This window comes from Rothia nasisuis, assembly GCF_928381405.1.
GTDB classification, from domain to species: Bacteria; Actinomycetota; Actinomycetes; order Actinomycetales; family Micrococcaceae; genus Rothia; species Rothia nasisuis.
The window spans coordinates 81,663-98,846 of record NZ_CAKMSB010000008.1; the positions used below are offsets into that span (position 1 = coordinate 81,663).

General features: G+C 54.3%; 10 protein-coding genes. 6 read left to right on the top strand and 4 right to left on the bottom strand.

Annotated elements, in window-relative coordinates; genetic code table 11:
- Positions 1-254 precede the first annotated feature (254 nt).
- The 6 genes from L6966_RS08035 (at position 255) to L6966_RS08060 (ending at position 10,050) form a co-directional block, all read left to right on the top strand.
- The gene (locus L6966_RS08035) at positions 255-5,780 is read left to right on the top strand and encodes a DUF6531 domain-containing protein (protein WP_237224807.1); all 5,526 of its coding nucleotides are present in this window, start codon (positions 255-257) and stop codon (positions 5,778-5,780) included.
- Between the two features lie 315 nt (positions 5,781-6,095).
- Entirely contained in the window at positions 6,096-6,476 is a 381-nt protein-coding gene (locus L6966_RS08040; protein ID WP_083091839.1) for a hypothetical protein, read from the top strand.
- A 319-nt stretch (positions 6,477-6,795) separates the two neighbouring features.
- Positions 6,796-8,187: an RHS repeat-associated core domain-containing protein gene (locus L6966_RS08045; protein ID WP_237233187.1), complete on the top strand. Its 1,392-nt coding sequence runs from the start codon at positions 6,796-6,798 to the stop codon at positions 8,185-8,187.
- Between the two features lie 250 nt (positions 8,188-8,437).
- Positions 8,438-8,668, top strand: coding sequence for a hypothetical protein (locus L6966_RS08050; RefSeq protein ID WP_143539049.1), 231 nt, complete (start codon positions 8,438-8,440; stop codon positions 8,666-8,668).
- A gap of 118 nt (positions 8,669-8,786) precedes the next feature.
- On the top strand, positions 8,787-9,242 hold the full coding sequence (locus L6966_RS08055; RefSeq protein WP_237233173.1) for a hypothetical protein: 456 nt from the start codon (positions 8,787-8,789) through the stop codon (positions 9,240-9,242).
- Between the two features lie 31 nt (positions 9,243-9,273).
- A complete protein-coding gene (locus L6966_RS08060) occupies positions 9,274-10,050 on the top strand; it encodes a hypothetical protein (RefSeq protein ID WP_237233174.1) in 777 nt (258 codons plus the stop codon).
- A 966-nt stretch (positions 10,051-11,016) separates the two neighbouring features.
- Here L6966_RS08060 and L6966_RS08065 read toward each other — a convergent pair.
- The 4 genes from L6966_RS08065 to gcvP form a co-directional block, all read right to left on the bottom strand.
- Entirely contained in the window at positions 11,017-11,460 is a 444-nt protein-coding gene (locus L6966_RS08065) for a hypothetical protein (RefSeq protein ID WP_237233175.1), read from the bottom strand.
- Positions 11,461-11,543: 83 nt separating this feature from the next.
- A complete protein-coding gene (locus L6966_RS08070; protein ID WP_237233176.1) occupies positions 11,544-13,061 on the bottom strand; it encodes an L-serine ammonia-lyase in 1,518 nt (505 codons plus the stop codon).
- A 132-nt stretch (positions 13,062-13,193) separates the two neighbouring features.
- Positions 13,194-14,312 carry a glycine cleavage system aminomethyltransferase GcvT gene (gcvT, locus tag L6966_RS08075; RefSeq protein WP_237233177.1) on the bottom strand — a complete coding sequence of 373 codons (1,119 nt, stop codon included), beginning with the start codon at positions 14,310-14,312 and terminating at the stop codon, positions 13,194-13,196.
- 20 nt (positions 14,313-14,332) lie between these two features.
- Entirely contained in the window at positions 14,333-17,176 is a 2,844-nt protein-coding gene (gcvP, locus tag L6966_RS08080) for an aminomethyl-transferring glycine dehydrogenase (protein ID WP_237233178.1), read from the bottom strand.
- Positions 17,177-17,184 lie beyond the last annotated feature (8 nt).

Sequence of the window (17,184 nt, forward strand, 5' to 3'; positions counted from 1 at the left end):
ATAGCCGAGAAAGGAATTTTTCACAAATTCGCATCAGCATCGTATTAGCGTCCGGTGCAGCCAGAGTTTGTAAAAGTTCTTACTTATATTAGGGTGAAGCCCCACCCTATTTCTGCCACAATGGAAGTAGTTGCGTGTGCTCACTAACCAGCCTCTGGCATGGACATGTCTATCTTTTGGGGAGCGCCGCAGACGGCTAATCAACACATATTGCCTCTACCGTCGTCAGCAATTTCAGAGAACAGGATTCCGCAGTGAAGGCCAACCAGCCCCTTACCTTCGACTTCGCCTTAGCCGAAACCACCAAAACAGCGTTCACTCATGCTGGCAATACCCTCGATAACCAGGCAAGTAGCCGAAATAGTGCCGTGCAAACAGCAATGAACGAGTTCTCTGGTTACTTCTCCACCATCTACAACCGCAACTCAACCATAGCCGCCAACGATGCCGGCGAACTTGCTGAACGGTTCCGTCAAACAGCCACCCAAATTGGCAAAATCATTGACTCTGCACACCGCGAAAACGAAAACCGCCGCAAAGCACGAGAATGGGACGAGCGCAACGAGTGGGAAGAGTTTTGGGACGGCCTCACCGGTAAACAGCAGCCCAACGATACAGAAACCCCTCCAGACTTTACTCCTGGAGAGATTAGCCTTTCCCCCAAAGAGCTTCCTCCTCTCGGCTCAGTAGGCGACAACGGCGGTATTTCATCCGCCGTTCCCGAAAATCTACGAACCGCAAACACAAATCTCAGTACTCTGGATGGGGAATTAACGACTCCCGACGCCCTTCAGGGAAAGCTCGACGACTTCGCCGACGCCTGTCAATGGGGCTCCTTGGATGCTTCCAGTATTATCAGTGCCTACCGCACCTGGATGAGCAACAACAGCTCCGAACGAGACTGGCTGGCCACTCTTGCTGATGCCTTTGAACGAGCGGGCGGTAGCAGCGCAAGTTTAGTCTCCCTTTCTAATTCAGCCTTACAAACGGCCCTCGAACAGGCAGGAAAGTCCACTTCAGAGCGTCAAGACCTCTCCATTGACCCGCCCACCGTCGAGGGAGCCATCCCCACCTCTGGCTTTACCAATGACCCGGTCAACGCAGCAACGGGTAACTTTGTAGAGCTTGAGAACGACCTTCCTTTCACTGGAATCGCCCAAAGCCTATCTTTGACCCGCATGTACAACTCACTCTCAGACCGTGCAGGTGTATTTGGCTTGGGGTGGTCGTCAGCCTTAGACAGCCAGCTCATTCTTTCTGACGAAAGTGCCCGCTGGATTATGGACGATGGGCGCCATGTGGTTTTCCCTCGCGCCGGTAGCGGCTGGGAACGCGGTAACGATACCGCTCTGTGGTTGAGCGAAGAGAGTTCGGCTTCGCTCCCAGCGCTTTCTCTTGATCACGCACAGATTCTTGTGGTGCGAGATAACGGTGGTGCCTGGTGGGCTTTTGACATGGCTGGAGCCTGGCTGGGTTCTGGTCACGGTGCCGGAACCTGCCTGAGAGTGTCGCGGGATACGACCGGCCGGGTAACTGATATAAGTCATGAGCATGGGCGTTCACTGCACATTGAATATGCCGGTGGCCTGGTTGCCTATATTCAGGCCAACGATGGGCGCAGGGTTGAATACTCTTATGAGGGGCAACACCTTATTAAGGTGAGCACTGCGGCGGGGAGCCGCACCTACCGGTGGAACGAGGAGGCTCTGCTTGAGTCTGTAGTGAGTGCCGATGGCGTGGTTGAAGTAGTCAATCGGTACGATGAGCGCAGGCGGGTTATCCACCAGCGATCAGAATTTGGGCGCGAGATCCGCTACACCTACATGAGTCATGGTATGACGGTGGTGGATAATGAGGATGGCACCTATTCAAATACCTGGATTCACGATTCCCGGGCCCGTCTGATTGGCATTATTGACGCTGATCATCAGCGGCAGTCAATGGCTTACGACTCCTTTGGCAACCGTGTTTCAGTGACCGAGCGTGATGGTGCAGTGACCGTGCACGGGTTTGACTCCCGTGGGCGCCATATTCGCACCCGCACTGCTGAGGGGGCCGATTTTACTTATCGCTACGATGACTATGACCGTGTGCTAGATGTGGTAACAGCGACCGGTGGAGTGATTCAGTATGCCTACGCTAGCGCTGAGGATCGTAACCCTTCACTGGTGATTGACCCGGCAGGTGGGCGCTCTGAGCTGGTGTGGGAGCAGGGGCTTTTGAGGTCTCTGACCGGGCCTACCGGCGTGCGGGTGGATTTAGAGTACAACGAGTTCGGTGAGTTCATCAGCGTGCGCAATGCCGCTGGTGATACCGCGCGTTGTGTGCGCAACGCTGCCGGTCAGATTGTTGAGGCTATTTCACCTGCTGGTGCTGTGACGCGGTTTACCTACGATGCTGCGGGTATGCCGGTGGCTCGCGAGGATGCGGACGGTGCCCTGTGGCGTTTTAAATACACTGCTGCGGGTAAGATCAAGAGCGTTACCGACCCTGCCGGTGGGGTCACGGTCATGGAGTACGGCCCTCACGGCGAGCTGATTAAGACGGTGGATCCTCTAGGCCGTGCAGTAACTCGTAGTTTTGATGAGATGGGCAATGTTGATGCCTTATTCTTGCCCGGTGGACGTAGTTTTGGTTTCGAATATGACGGCATGATGCAGCTGCGCCACATCACCGACCCTGCCGGTGAGAAGTGGTTGCGTGAGTACGGTGTGAACGGGAATCTGACTGCTGTGGTTGACCCTACCGGTGTGCGCACCAGCATTGAGGAGGACCGCCTAGCCGGCGTCACCACGGTTCGAGATGCTTTTAGTGCCTGGAGCTTTAAGCAGGATTCTTACGGCCGCCTGATACGTGAAAGTGATACTGCTAGCGACGATGCCGGGCAGGTGTACACCTATGACGCTGCAGGGCGTGTTGTTGAGTCTTTGGATGCTGAGGGTGGCCTGACCACTTTTGAGTATGACCTGGCAGGGAACGTGGTTAAGACTGTTTCTGCTGGCGGTAAGATTTCGCTGTACACCTATGATGAGTGCGGTCGGCCCGAAACCTTTACAGCTGCTGACGGTGATTCTGTTCGCCTAGTGTACGATGCAGATTCGCGCGTGATTGCTCGGGTTCTTTCTGACGGTAGTGAAGAGACCTTTACCTACGATGCCATGGGTAGGGTCACCGAATACCGTTCAGCTAGTGGGTCTGTAACCCGGTGTGGTTATGACAAGCTCGGCAGGCTCACCTTCGTCTCAGGCCCCAGGTACGGGCAGCGTCGTTTTGCCTATGACGCTGCCGGGCAGCTGGTGAGCGTGGTGAACGGTGTTGGTGGTAAGACCACCTACACCTATAACGAGGCCGGGGACCTGGTCTCAGAGCTGTCACCTACGGGGGCTATAACCAGGTACGACTATGACGTGGCTGGCAGACTGGTGGCGGTGACTGACCCCCTGGGCAGGGTCAATAGGTGCGGGTATGATGCAGCCGGCCGCACCGCGTGGGTAGACGATGCTGCTGGTGACAGGACTGCCTATTCGTATGATCTTGCGGGTTCTTTGAATCGGCTGACTTTTAATGGGCAGCTTATCGCACGTTTTGAGCACGATTTTGCCGCTCGTACCACGCAGGTTTTTGATTATACGAATCCTGATGGAAAGCTAGCTCCGGCTGATACTCCCACACAGATTCATACTTTGACCAGTGATCGGCTGGGCCGCCTTGTCAAACATTCCTATGGCCAGCATGTTCTTGCCTGGGCGTATGATTCTGATGGGGCTCGTACCCGCTTTACGGTCGACGGGCTTGCGACCGATTATGAATACACCGCACGAGGGTTGCTTGCGTCGGTCGGCTCAGAGGCTAGTGGCACCGTGCGCTATGAGTATGATTCAAGCGGTAGGCTAGCTCGAATTGTTTCGTCTGATGGCGCTCTTAATGATTCCTATAAGGTTGTGCCCTTAGATTCTGTTTCGGGTGCAGAGGGTTCTTCTGGTTTTGCGGTGGTTCGGGCCTCCATTGATTCTGTAAGCGGCCAGGAAAAAACAGCCACTACCTACTATGATGCGGATTCCCGTATTACTGCTATTGATGATGAGAGGGGTCTGCGACTTTTCACTTATGATGGGGCGCAGCAGCTGACCGGTGTGCATACGGATGAAGGCTTCTACCGCTTCACCTACGATGCAGGCGGCCGTCTGGTGGCAGAAACCACTCCCGCTGGCCTTGAACGCACCTACACCTACGATATAGCCGGGCAGCTACTCTCCATCTCCGACACCCAGGCAGGGACCTACCACTATATCTACGATGGTCTAGGCCGACGCATCCGTAGCACCACCACCGAGGGCAGCAGCCAAGAATTCGCCTGGGGGCCGCTTGGAAAACTCACTACTATCACCCACACCTCCCCTGAGGGCAGCAGCCAGCAATTGCCCCTGTGGGTCAATGCCTTGGGCACCGTGCAAAAGGCTGATAACAGTGAGTTGATCTGGGATACTGCACGCTTCATTCCGGCCTTGGCCTCGGTCGATGGTGGTATGACGGCCACTCTTGCAGGGGCAACCTACCAGGGCGGAGCATGGGCCAGTAGTAGTCTGACCCCTGGTGCTTTTCTTGCTCAGGGCCTTAACCCCTGGGGAGAGACCCCAGGCAGTGAGTTCAGCCAGTGGGGGCTGCTCTCGCATGATGCCTCTGGTTCTTTCACCCTAGCGGGGATGCTGTGGATGGGCGCACGTGTCTATGACCCTGGTACACGTGGCTTTTTGAGTCTTGACCCACTGCCCTCGCCCCTGGGGGCGGCTTGGGGTGCTCATGGGTATGCTTTTGCTGGCAATGACCCGGTGAATTTGATGGATCCCTGGGGTCTATCGCCGGTGAGTGCGCAAGAGATGGCCGAGTATCAGGCAGCCAACCCAACGGGTATTGCGGCTGTCGGTAGCTGGATTGGTGACAACTGGGAGTATATTGTTGCGGGTTCGGCTATTGTTGTTGGCATCGGCTTGATGTTTACCGGTGTAGGCGGTCCAGCTGGTGTAGCTCTAATGGCTGGTGCCGGCGGACTAATGTCAGGAGGGGTCTCAATCGCTTCGCAAAAAGCGCAAAACGGTTCTGTAAACTGGGGTAAGGTTGGCGTTGATACGCTTATTGGAGCGGGGAGCGGTGCACTTGGCGGTTGGGCCACTCAAATTGGTAAAGTTGCTATGGCAAGTGCTCCAGCTGGACAAGCAGCACGAGCCATAGCTGTTAATGCTGGCGTTAACGGCGGTGTAGGCGGAATATCTTCTGGAGCTACCTATCTGGCACAACATAATTGGAAAATAAGTAACCCATGGGAGTTTGCTGGTGCCGTAGGCGGTGGTACTTTAAGTGGTACAACTAGCGGTCTTGCAGGGCCAATGAGTGGTACAGTCGCCCGATTATTTAGGCAAAACACAGGAGGCGGGATTGCCATTGCTAGTGAAAGCCTCATTAATTTTGCTGGGGCTGGTGCAGGTTCTATGGCTGAGGATATTATTTCAGGGAAAGAAGTTAGCCCATCGAAGGCTTTACTTTCGGGAACTGCTAGCTCACTCAGTAATGGAACCTCTAAAGTCCTATCACAAAAATTCCCTAGCTTTTCAAAGCTTACTGAGATGCATGGTGTGAACTATATGTCTCAGGTTCCCTACTTCCACCCTCGCACCGTCAGTGGAGCTCTTAATTTAAGTAAACCAAATAGCTTGGCACTCTGGGGAAGCACCACCACAGGCGCATTTATAGGTTCAGGGTGGGATGAGCTGTTATCTAAATAATGAGAAAACAAATTTTTCAAACTTTTTACTTTATTTCCATCTCACTCACCATCGGAGTTCTGATTCCGGGTTACAATAGTGACTGGAAAAATTTCCTGCAGGCATATACGATATCATTTATAATAGGTGCCCTTGTTGCAACGGTAGCCCCTGAAAAACTTGTCACACTATATTTTGTTGTTTTAATTCTGATATTTATTTTTTCACTTCAAATCTCTCCAATCATCTACAAGTATAGAATAACTATCTTTTTAGGCAACCTAGTGGGCGCCGCAATTTCGGCCATATGGCTGAGGAAAGTAAACAATAAATCTAATGATTAATTTTAAAGACTCACAAGGAAGACAACTGATCCTTTCACCCACCATTCGAATATTCAAATCACCATTTAGACGGAAGACAATTGAGATTCCCTGCATAAGCATTAAAACCGCAGATGGCTGGGCCAAGTTTGATATTCAAGATTTAGTTCCTACCAATGAAAACATAGTCGCCACTGAATCGAATGTAGGTGACGTATTCCTAACACACATGAAAATCGTGGGGAAGGACACTTACTTTTGGGAAGTAGTAAAAGAAATGCCACAAGACTCCTGGGTTCTTTCTTTTATGACCCTAGAAGAAAACCAGATTCAGGCGGTATTTTCTGAGGACAGGTTTAAGGATTTTTTAGATTCAATTCAGGACCTTTACTAGTCTGGTATCGAGATGGTTGCATGCAGTGTCGCTGAAAACGGAATTTTGAGGCCGTCTGACGTCAGAAACCACTCCCGCTGGCCTTGAACGCACCTACACCTACGATATAGCCGGGCAGCTACTCTCCATCTCCGACACCCAGGCAGGGACCTACCACTATATCTACGATGGTCTAGGCCGACGCATCCGTAGCACCACCACCGAGGGCAGCAGCCAAGAATTCGCCTGGGGGCCGCTTGGAAAACTCACTACTATCACCCACACCTCCCCTGAGGGCAGCAGCCAGCAATTGCCCCTGTGGGTCAATGCCTTGGGCACCGTGCAAAAGGCTGATAACAGTGAGTTGATCTGGGATACTGCACGCTTCATTCCGGCCTTGGCCTCGGTCGATGGTGGTATGACGGCCACTCTTGCAGGGGCAACCTACCAGGGCGGAGCATGGGCCAGTAGTAGTCTGACCCCTGGTGCTTTTCTTGCTCAGGGCCTTAACCCCTGGGGAGAGACCCCAGGCAGTGAGTTCAGCCAGTGGGGGCTGCTCTCGCATGATGCCTCTGGTTCTTTCACCCTAGCGGGGATGCTGTGGATGGGCGCACGTGTCTATGACCCTGGTACACGTGGCTTTTTGAGTCTTGACCCACTGCCCTCGCCCCTGGGGGCGGCTTGGGGTGCTCATGGGTATGCTTTTGCTGGCAATGACCCGGTGAATTTGATGGATCCCTGGGGTCTATCGCCGGTGAGTGCGCAAGAGATGGCCGAGTATCAGGCAGCCAACCCAACCTGGATAGGAGCGGTGAAGAACTGGGCCAATGAGAACTCCACCGCAATCGCTATTGGTGCTATTGTCCTTGGCGTTGTGGGCACCGCCCTAACCTTCACCGGCGTAGGAGCACCCCTTGGGCTAGCCCTCATGGCCGGTTCCGGTGCGCTGATTTCAGGAGGAGCCTCTATTTTGACGAATAAGAACCCTGACGGCACAGTGAACTGGGGTGCTGTTGGTAAAGATACTCTCATTGGTGGTGCCTCCAGCCTTGTTGGTGGCGGGGCGACCATGGCTGTGGGTAAGGCTGTTGGAGGGGCCTTTAGTGCTGTCGGCAGTAGGTTTGTATCTGCTGGTTCTGGTATGCAACGTGTAGGAGCGGGAATTTCGAAGTTTTCTGTGGAGGCACGCCAGGCAGGTTTGAATTTCTTGGGTATTGCGCGCACAGCCTTGCCCCGGACTAATGTCTTGATGCGTGGTGGCAGTTCTCTTGTTGCCCGTGGGGGCAGGATGATTGATTTTGGGTCGCAGGTTGCTTCTGCTCAGTTCCGTAAGATGTTGGGTGGGCAGGTTGTTGAGAGTAGTGTGACAGGTGCTAGTGCGAATGTGGGTAACTATATCTTTAATGATGAGGGCCGCGCGGTGAGTGCTGAGGGTCTGGTGCGGGCTGCTGGGTCTGGGTTTGGGATTGGTGCGGTTGCTCCTTTAATGAGCCGTGGTGTTGGCGCTGGTGTGAACCAGCTTATGAGCCACGCTCCAAGTTATTTAAACAATAATGTAACTCAATTTACATCTGATTTTGTCACCTCTCGCACTGTTGACTACGGAGCAGGGTATGCTAACTATTTTGCATCCGAGGCGGAGAACCTCGAGAAGAAGGAGGCTGATGATGAGGGCCTTCACAGTGCTATCGGTGGTGGAGCGTTAGATATGGGATTCAAATCGGGACGATAACATTTCAAATAAATATAATGAAAAGGTGACAGAGTTGAGTAAACAGAATAGGAAAGCAGAACCGGTTAAGCTACGGTCGGTCAAAGGTATCATTTGGTTACTGCTATTTACTCTAATGTGCCTTGTTCCAATTACTGTTTTTGGCGGATCATTTGCGTATAGATATATCAACAGCACAGAGAAGTGGCAGGAGGAGCGTATCTGTACCGTTGACTCTTCTACTAGACGAAGCTCAGGGGGTGGCTTCCGCATGGGAGGATCTTCCACCAGCATCAGAATAGAGTCCCCTGACTGTGGAAAAATCACACTTTATGGCGTCCTGGTGGAGCAAACCGCAGAAGGGGAGGTACGCTACCTGAGTGTTGAAGAGACCGTGAGTTATCTGGAAGAGCACCGGGGGGAGCAGTTCCGTTTCTACTATGGGAAGATACAGCTCACTAAAGATGTATCGGAGGCGCGACGTATTGAGAAGATAGAGTAGGTGTTTTTCTGGGGCAGTGCTATTTTCTTTCTGAATATACCTGCGGTGGTGGGTCGCTTACTCTCGGTATGGCTATCTCCCCTGGCAAGTAGAATGTTCACGAGATAAGGAGGTAAGTGTGACATCGAAGAATCCTCAGCCTGCTAGGGTTCGAAAACCCTGGGATCTTAAATCTGCACTCTCATTTATCGCTTTCTTGCTGATTGTTTTTGCTGTTCTTGGGGTTCTCTCGTTCGCCGTCGGCTACCCGTATATCAACGGGAAGGAGGAGTGGCAGGAGGAGCGTATCTGCACCGTTGATTCCGCAACCAAACATACCTCAACTGGTGGTTTTCGCATGGGAGGATCTTCACAAAAGATTATTATCGAATCCCCCGACTGCGGAAAAATCTTCCTTCACGGCGTCCTTCAAGAGAAAACCATAGGAGAGGCAGTGCGCTACCTGAGTGTTGAAGAGACCGTGAGTTATCTGGAGGAGCACCGGGGGGAGCAGTTCCGTTTCTATTTCGGGAAGATTCAATTGAGACCCTTAAATAGTGATGCTCTCCTTGCGGAAAGGGTTGAGCTTCAATGACCTCACTGTTACAGACTGACTAAAAAAATTAGTGCATATAATAAAAGATAAAGATTTACCATTTACGTACCTAATAAGCTTCACACTCTGGGGGCTTATCTTAAGTATTATCGGATGGGAATACTTCACTTACTCTTTAGTAATTATTGGTATTTCATTCACACTAGGATTTCTCGCATATAGGTACTTAACAAACGGGTGGGCGTCATGCACTTCTTTCGTTCTAATTCTATTAACCATGGGAGGGTATGAGGCAATTTCAGAGGCTTGGGCAAAGGCATTTCCAGTATTTCTTGCTGGATTTCTGCCCGGGGCTCGCATCGGATTCTACTCCCAAAAGAAATCAAAGAATAAAAAAATTGGCATAAATATTAAACCAAAGAAAAGCATGAATCAAAGTATGGCTAAAATTGAAAAATTTAAATTCATAGACTCTCAAGGGAAAGAGCTACATCTCGATTCCCGCCAAGAAACAACTAAAGGATTCTTCGGCCGCATCAAGACAAAGAACTATCTCAAGATGTCAATTGATGATGTCTGGGCAGAGTTTGACGCAGATGACTTTCACACCGTAGACCTTGACGCTGGTGAAATTATTGAATCTACTGCTTCTATTGATGGGCCAGTCTTTATTACCAATGTTGATTTTGCCCAGGAAGGTTCTCTTTTCTGGGAGCACGTTCAAGCAATTCCAGCGCATCGGTGGGTTATCTGCTTTGCAAATCTTGATGAAAGACCTATCCGTGCTATTTTTACCAACGAACATTTTACTGAATTTCTGGAGATGCTTGACCCCAACTCCTCTTAAGTGTTCATTCTAAGGGACAACAGCATAACAAGCTGGAACCGATTCAATATAATGGGAAATAAATTTTTCAAACTTTTTACTTTATTTCCATATCACTCACCATCGGAGTTCTAATTCCGGGCTACGCTAGTGACTGGAAAAATTTTCTGCAGGCATATACGATACCATTTGCAATAGGCGCCATTGTTGCAATGATAGCCCCTGAAAAATTTGTCACACTATACCTTGTTGTTTTACTTCTAATATTTATTTTTCCACTTCACATCTCTCCAGCCATCTACAAATATAGAATAAATATCTTTTTAGGAAACCTGGTGGGTGCCACAGTTTCGGTCATATGGTTGAGGAAAGTGAGTAAGAAATCTAATGATTAATTTCAAAGATTCACAGGGAAGGAAATTGAACCTATCACCTGCCACTCGAATATTTAAATCACCATTTAGACAGAAAACGATTGAGACCCCCACCTAAGCATTAAAACCACAGAAGTCTGGTCCAAGTTTGATATTCAGGATTTAGTTCCTACCAACGAAAACATAGTCGCCACTGAGTCGAATGTAGGTGACGTATTCCTGACACACATGAAAATTGTGGGGAATGACACGTACTTTTGAGAAGTAGTATAAAAAATGCCACAAGACTCCTGGGGGGGCTTTCTTTTATAAGCCTAGATGCAAACCAGATTCAGGCGGTATTTTCTGAGGATAGGTTTAAGAAGGATTTTTTTGGATTCAATTCAAGACCTTGACTAGTCTGGTATCGAGGTGGTTGCGTGCAGTGTTGCTGAAAACCGAGTGTTGAGGCAGCTTAAGAGACTCATCCAGAGTCTTTCCAGTATCCACAAAAAAATCAAGCCCGGTACCACCACATTATCGATACCGAAGCAGGAACCTACCACTACATCTACGACGGCCTAAACCATTGTAAATATCCTCAGAAAGAAACGACACCGCCCCAGAAAAACACCTACCCTACCTTCTCAATACGCCGAGCTTCTAACAAACCTTCAGTAAGCTGAATCTTCCCATAATAAAAACGGAACTGCTCCCCCCGGTGCTCCTCCAGATAACTCACGGTCTCTTCAACACTCAGGTAGCGCACCGCTCCTTCAGCGGTTTGCTCCACCAGAACACCACTGAGCGAGATTTTTCCGCAGTCAGGGGACTCGATTCTGATACTGGTGGAGGATCCTCCCATGCGGAAGCCACCCCCTGAGGTATCTTTGACAGCGGAGTCAACGGTACAGATACGCTCCTCCTGCCACTCCTCCTTCCCGTTGATATACGGGTAGCCGACGGCGAACGAGAGAACCCCAAGAAAAGCAAAAACAATCAGCAAGAAAGCGATAAATGAGAGTGCAGATTTAAGATTCCATGGCTCTTGAACCCTAGCAGGCCGAGGATTCTTCACTATCACCACTCAACTCCTTATCTCATCTACTAGCTCCACTACTGAACTCCCTGAGCCCATAAACGCGCCCTAAGACTGCCTGACTAGCACTCCACCACGTTCACAGCCAGACCACCCATAGAAGTCTCCTTATAACGGTGCGACATGTCCTCACCAGTCTGGCGCATGGTTTCGATGACCTGGTCCAGGGAGACTCGATGGTGGCCGTCCCCTCGCAGGGCCATCTTGGCTGCGGTCACCGCGTTGGAGGCCGCCATGGCGTTACGCTCAATACAGGGAATCTGCACCAGCCCACCCACGGGGTCGCAGGTCAAACCCAGATTATGCTCCATAGCAATCTCAGCTGCATTCTCAATCTGCTCATTGCTACCGCCCATCACCTGAGCCAGACCCGCAGCTGCCATAGACGACGCAGTACCCACCTCACCCTGGCAACCCACCTCAGCACCAGAAATCGAAGCCCGCTTCTTGTAGAGGGCACCAATGGAGGCAGCCGCCAGAAAGAAATCAACCACGGCGTCATCAATCACCTTCTGCCCCCGGTGGCGCACCGAGGGCACATAATTGACCGCGTAGTGCAATACCGCCGGGATAATACCGGAGGCTCCGTTAGTCGGCGCGGTGACGATACGACCGCCAAAAGCATTCTCTTCATTGACCGCCAGAGCAATCAGGTTAACCCAGTCCGTGGCGAATTCCGGTGATTTTCGGGGATCTTCTGCCAGCAGGTCGCGGTGCCACTGGCCCGCCCGGCAGCGCACCTTGAGGGGGCCAGGCAGGTAGCCCATACGTTCCAAGGACGAGCCGATACACTCCTTCATGACCTGCCGAATCTGCAAGATCCCGGCGCGCACTTCGCTCTCGCTGCGCTCTGTCTTCTCGTTCGCCAACTTGAGCTGAGCAATAGACAGCCCGGCAGTGTTGGCCATATCCAGCAGCTCTTCGCCCGACCCAAAGGGGTAGGGGGCCTTGGAAAGCCCGGTGGAGCCCGATGACTCTTCGTGCTCTTCAACAATGAAACCGCCACCGATAGAGAAATAAGTGCGCTCTAGCAGTACCCTCTCCCCCGCGTAGGCAGTGACCTTAATACCGTTGGTATGGCGGGGCAGCACCGTAAGCGGGCGCAGAGTAATGTCAGCTTCCCGATAGGTCAGGACGGGCCCGCTCACCCTTTCTGCCTCAGGCCCGGGAGCACCATCCGCGTAGGTAGCTAAGGGGTAACCGGCCAAGGGCAGAGTGCCGTCCACCTGATTGCGGTCCATCAGCGCCTCGGCAGCAGCCATATCGATGGTTTCGGGTACACAACCGGCCAGGCCCTTGATGGCTGCGCTCATAGTGCCGTGACCAGCACCGGTAGCAGCCAACGAACCGTAGAGATCAATATGAACCCGGGTCACCTCGTTCAGGGTGCCAGCATCAATCAATTCGGCGATGAAGCGGTTGGTGGCGCGCATAGGGCCCACGGTGTGGGAGCTGGAGGGGCCAATGCCGATAGAGAAGAGTTCAAAGACAGAGATATCGTAGTCCAGGGCTTCCGCTTTGGTTTGTGCTTCTGAGTGGGGCGGGGCAGAAAGATAATCGGCTAGGTTCTCGAGGTCCATCAGGGGGTGCTCCTCCAAGGGTGTAGGGGCTCTAGCCCGAGAAGAACCCTGTGCAACCAACTGACTCGCGGCTGTAGATATAAGGTTTGTTGGCAACACAGGGTTCTGAGAGGGCTATATCAGCAGTTTGCTCTACTTATTACGCTTATAGAAGGGCAGTTCTACGATATCGAAGGGGGCAACCTTACCACGGATATCAACGTTGACAGTCTCACCTACAGTGGCGTGCTCGGTAGCCAGCAGGGCCATAGCGACGGGGTATCCCAGAGTAGGTGAGGGAATACCCGAGGTAATCTCACCGATCTCGGTGCCGCTCTCATCAACCAGCTTGGAACCTGCGCGGCCGGGGCGCTTGCCCTGGGCCTTAAGGCCGACCAGAGTGCGTGCCGGGGCCTGCTCGGAGAGCTGAACCAGGGCGTCCTTACCCACAAAATCGGCGGCCTTCTTAGTCAGAGCAATCTCAATCAGCTTGCCCATGCCCGACTCGAAGGGGGTAATGTCGCGGCCCAGCTCGTGGCCGTAGAGGGGCATACCGGCTTCAAGGCGCAGGGAGTCGCGGGCAGCCAGGCCTGCAGGAATTGCCCCGTTCTTCTCGCCGCATTCAGAGGCCATGGCCCAGAGCTGGGCGGCGTCCTCGTTCGCCACGTAAATTTCGAAGCCGTCCTCACCGGTATAGCCGGTGCGGGCCAGCAGGGCCTCAATATCGCCGAAACGAATCGGGGCAGCTGCGTAGTAACCCATAGAGGTAATGGTCTCGGCATCGGAAGGGTCCATCTCCAGCAGGATGGCCTCTGAAGCAGGGCCCTGCACCGCCACCAGGGAGGTCTGGGCGGTCTCGTTCACCAGCTGCACGTCAAAGCCCTCGCTACGGGCGCTCATAGCCTCATAATCGGCGGCCACGTTGGCTGCATTGGGAATGACCAGGAACTCTTCCTCGCCCAGGCGGTAGGTAATCAGGTCGTCGATGACACCGCCGTCCTCAGCCAGCAGCAGGGAGTACTTGGCCTTGCCCACCTTGAGAATGGACATGTTAGAGAGCAGGGCGTAGTCCAGGAAGGCACCGGCGTCGGGACCGGTGACCCGGAATTCACCCATGTGGGAGAGATCGAATAGGCCGGCAGCCGAGCGCACAGCCTTATGCTCTTCAACGTCGTTGGTGTACTTGAGGGGCATGTCCCAGCCGCCAAAGTCGGTGAAGGCGGCACCCAGGTCAGCGTGGACCTGGTAGAGGGCAGTTTTCTGGGGTGACATAGGGGTAAACCTTTCTAGCCTTAAGCGCTGTGGACTTCGATGTCGAAGGCTTCCATGGGCGGGCATTCGCAGACAAAGTTACGGTCGCCGCCGGCACCGTCGATGCGGCCAACGGGGGTGAAGTACTTGTTCAGGCGCAGCTCGTGCACGGGGTAGGCGGCCTGCGAGCGGGGGTAGGGGCGGGTCCATTCGTCGGCGGTGACGACCTCGGCGGTGTGCGGGGCGTTGCGCAGCACAGACTCCTCGGCGCTGACCTTACCGTCGATGACTTCCTGAATCTCAGCGTGAATCTTGGTCATGGCCTCAATGAAGCGATCCAGCTCAGCTAAGGACTCTGATTCGGTGGGCTCGACCATGAGGGTGCCGGGCACGGGGAAGGCCAGGGTGGGGGCGTGGAAGCCGTAGTCCATGAGGCGCTTGCAGACGTCCTCGGCAGTGATGCCGGACGCGGCGGTCAGCTCGCGCAAATCCAGGATGCATTCGTGGGCCACCAGGCCGGTCTCACCCGCGTAGAGCACGGGGTACAGGGAGCCCAGCTTCTTGGCGATGTAGTTGGCCGAGAGGATGGCGGTTTCGGAAGAAGCTCGCAGGCCCTCAGCGCCGGTCATGGCGATGTACATCCAGGAAATGGGGAGCACACCGGCAGAACCAAACATGGCCTGGGAGATGGGCAGGGGCGCATCTGCCAGCTGGCCTTCGGCGTCCGCCTCAAAGCCGTTACCGGGCAGGTACTTCTCCAGGTGGGCACCGACAGCAACGGGGCCGACGCCGGGGCCACCACCGCCGTGGGGAATGGAGAAGGTCTTGTGCAGGTTCAGGTGGGAGACATCGCCACCGAACTTGCCGGGCTGGGCCAGGCCCATCTGGGCATTGAGGTTGGCACCGTCCACGTAGACCTGGCCGCCTGCCTCGTGCACCAGCTGGCAGACCTCAACGACCTGCCCCTCGAAGACACCGTGGGTGGAGGGGTAGGTAATCATGATGCCCGCGATGGTGTCGCCGTACTTTTCGATCTTGGCCCTGAGATCTTCAACGTCGATGGAGCCGTCGGGGGCGGTTGCAACACCGGCAACAGCCAGACCTGCCAGGGCGGCAGAGGCGGCGTTGGTGCCGTGGGCGCTCATGGGAATCAGGACGACGGTGCGCTGGGTATCGCCGTTAGCCTCGTGGTAGGCGCGGATAGCTCGCAGGCCCGCGTATTCGCCGGACGCACCCGAGTTGGGCTGCAGGGAGATAGCGTCGTAGCCGGTGATTTCAACCAGCCAGGCCGAGAGCTCATCAATTAGGGCCTTCCAGCCGGCAGCCTGGTCGGCAGGAACATTGGGGTGGATGGAGGCGAACTCGGGCCAGGAAATGGGTTCCATCTCGGCTGCTGCGTTCAGCTTCATGGTGCAAGAACCCAGGGGAATCATGGTACGGTCCAGGGCCAGATCCTTGTCTGAGAGGGAGCGCAGGTAGCGCATCATGGATGTCTCAGAGCGGTAAAGGTGGAAGACCGGGTGGGTCATGTAGTCGTCAGTGCGCAACAGGGCCTCGGGCAGCTCGTAGGCGTCGGTCTCCTCCAGCTGCCCGCCCAGGGCAGCTGCCAGGGCTTCGACTACCTGCTCGGTGTGGGACTCACCCACCGAGATGGAGATACGGTCAGCTGAGATTTTGCGGACGTTGATACCGGCTTCCAGGGCCTTGGCAACCAGCTCGTCGGCGCGTCCTTCGGCTTCAAAGGCAACGGTGTCGAAGAAGGTCTCGTGGACCAGCTTCAGGCCGGCTGCGGTACCAGCGGCGGCGATGCGGGCGGCCTTGTCGTGCAGGCGGTTAGCAATAGCCCGCAGGCCTTCGGGGCCGTGGTAGACGGCGTAGGCACCGGCGGCGATAGCCAGCAGGGCCTGGGCAGTACAGATGTTAGAGGTGGCCTTCTCGCGGCGGATGTGCTGCTCGCGGGTTTGCAGGGCCAGGCGGTAGGCGGGCTTACCAAAAGCGTCCTTCGAGACACCCACCAGGCGGCCGGGCAGGTTACGCTCCATACCCTTAGAAACAGCCATGAAAGCTGCATGCGGGCCGCCGTACCAGAAGGGCAGACCAAAGCGCTGGGAGGAGCCAACAGCAATGTCGGCACCCTGGTGGCCGGGGGCGATCAGTAAGGTCTGGGCCAGCAGGTCAGCGATGACGGTGACCAGGGCGCCGCGCTCCTTAGCCTCCTTGATCAGGGGCTCAATGTCGCGGACTTCGCCGTCGTGGCCGGGATTGGAGATAATGACGCCGTAGAGGTCGCCCTCGGGCAGGCCGTCGGCAAAATCGGTGATGACGAAAGGGATGCCTAGGGCCTGCGCGCGGCCACGCACCACGGAGAGGGTCTGGGGCAAGGCACGGGAGTCAATAGCGAAGAAGCCATTCTTGACCTTGCGGTTGGCCCGGTGCATCATGACGGCGGCCTCGGCAACAGCGGTTGCCTCATCGAGCAGGGAGGCGTTGGCAATGGGCAGACCGGTCAGTTCCATGACGGTGTTCTGAAAGTTCAGTAGAGCTTCGAGACGGCCCTGGGAGATCTCGGGCTGGTAGGGGGTGTAGGAGGTGTACCAGCCCGGGTTTTCAAGAATGTTGCGGCGAATCACAGCCGGAGTGATAGCGTCATAGTAACCTGCACCGATCATCTGGTGCTTGACCACATTCTGGGCGGCGTAGGAGGCAATCTTCTTCTGCGCCTCAAGCTCACTCAAGGGCGCCGGGAGATTAAGGTCACCGCGCAGGCGGATATTGGAGGGGATGACCTCGTCGATGAGGGCGCCCAGGGACTCGTAACCAAGCACTTTAAGCATGGTCTCTTGGTCGCTCAGACGGGGGCCAAGGTGGCGGTCGGTGAATGACATGGAACTCT

Coding starts and splice junctions, on each gene's coding strand:
- L6966_RS08040 (WP_083091839.1), top strand. CDS start 6,096: ATGATTAATTTTAAAGACTCACAAGGAAGACAACTGATCCTTTCACCC.
- L6966_RS08050 (WP_143539049.1), top strand. CDS start 8,438: ATGGGAGGATCTTCCACCAGCATCAGAATAGAGTCCCCTGACTGTGGA.
- L6966_RS08070 (WP_237233176.1), bottom strand. CDS start 13,061: ATGGACCTCGAGAACCTAGCCGATTATCTTTCTGCCCCGCCCCACTCA.
- gcvT (WP_237233177.1), bottom strand. CDS start 14,312: ATGTCACCCCAGAAAACTGCCCTCTACCAGGTCCACGCTGACCTGGGT.
- gcvP (WP_237233178.1), bottom strand. CDS start 17,176: ATGTCATTCACCGACCGCCACCTTGGCCCCCGTCTGAGCGACCAAGAG.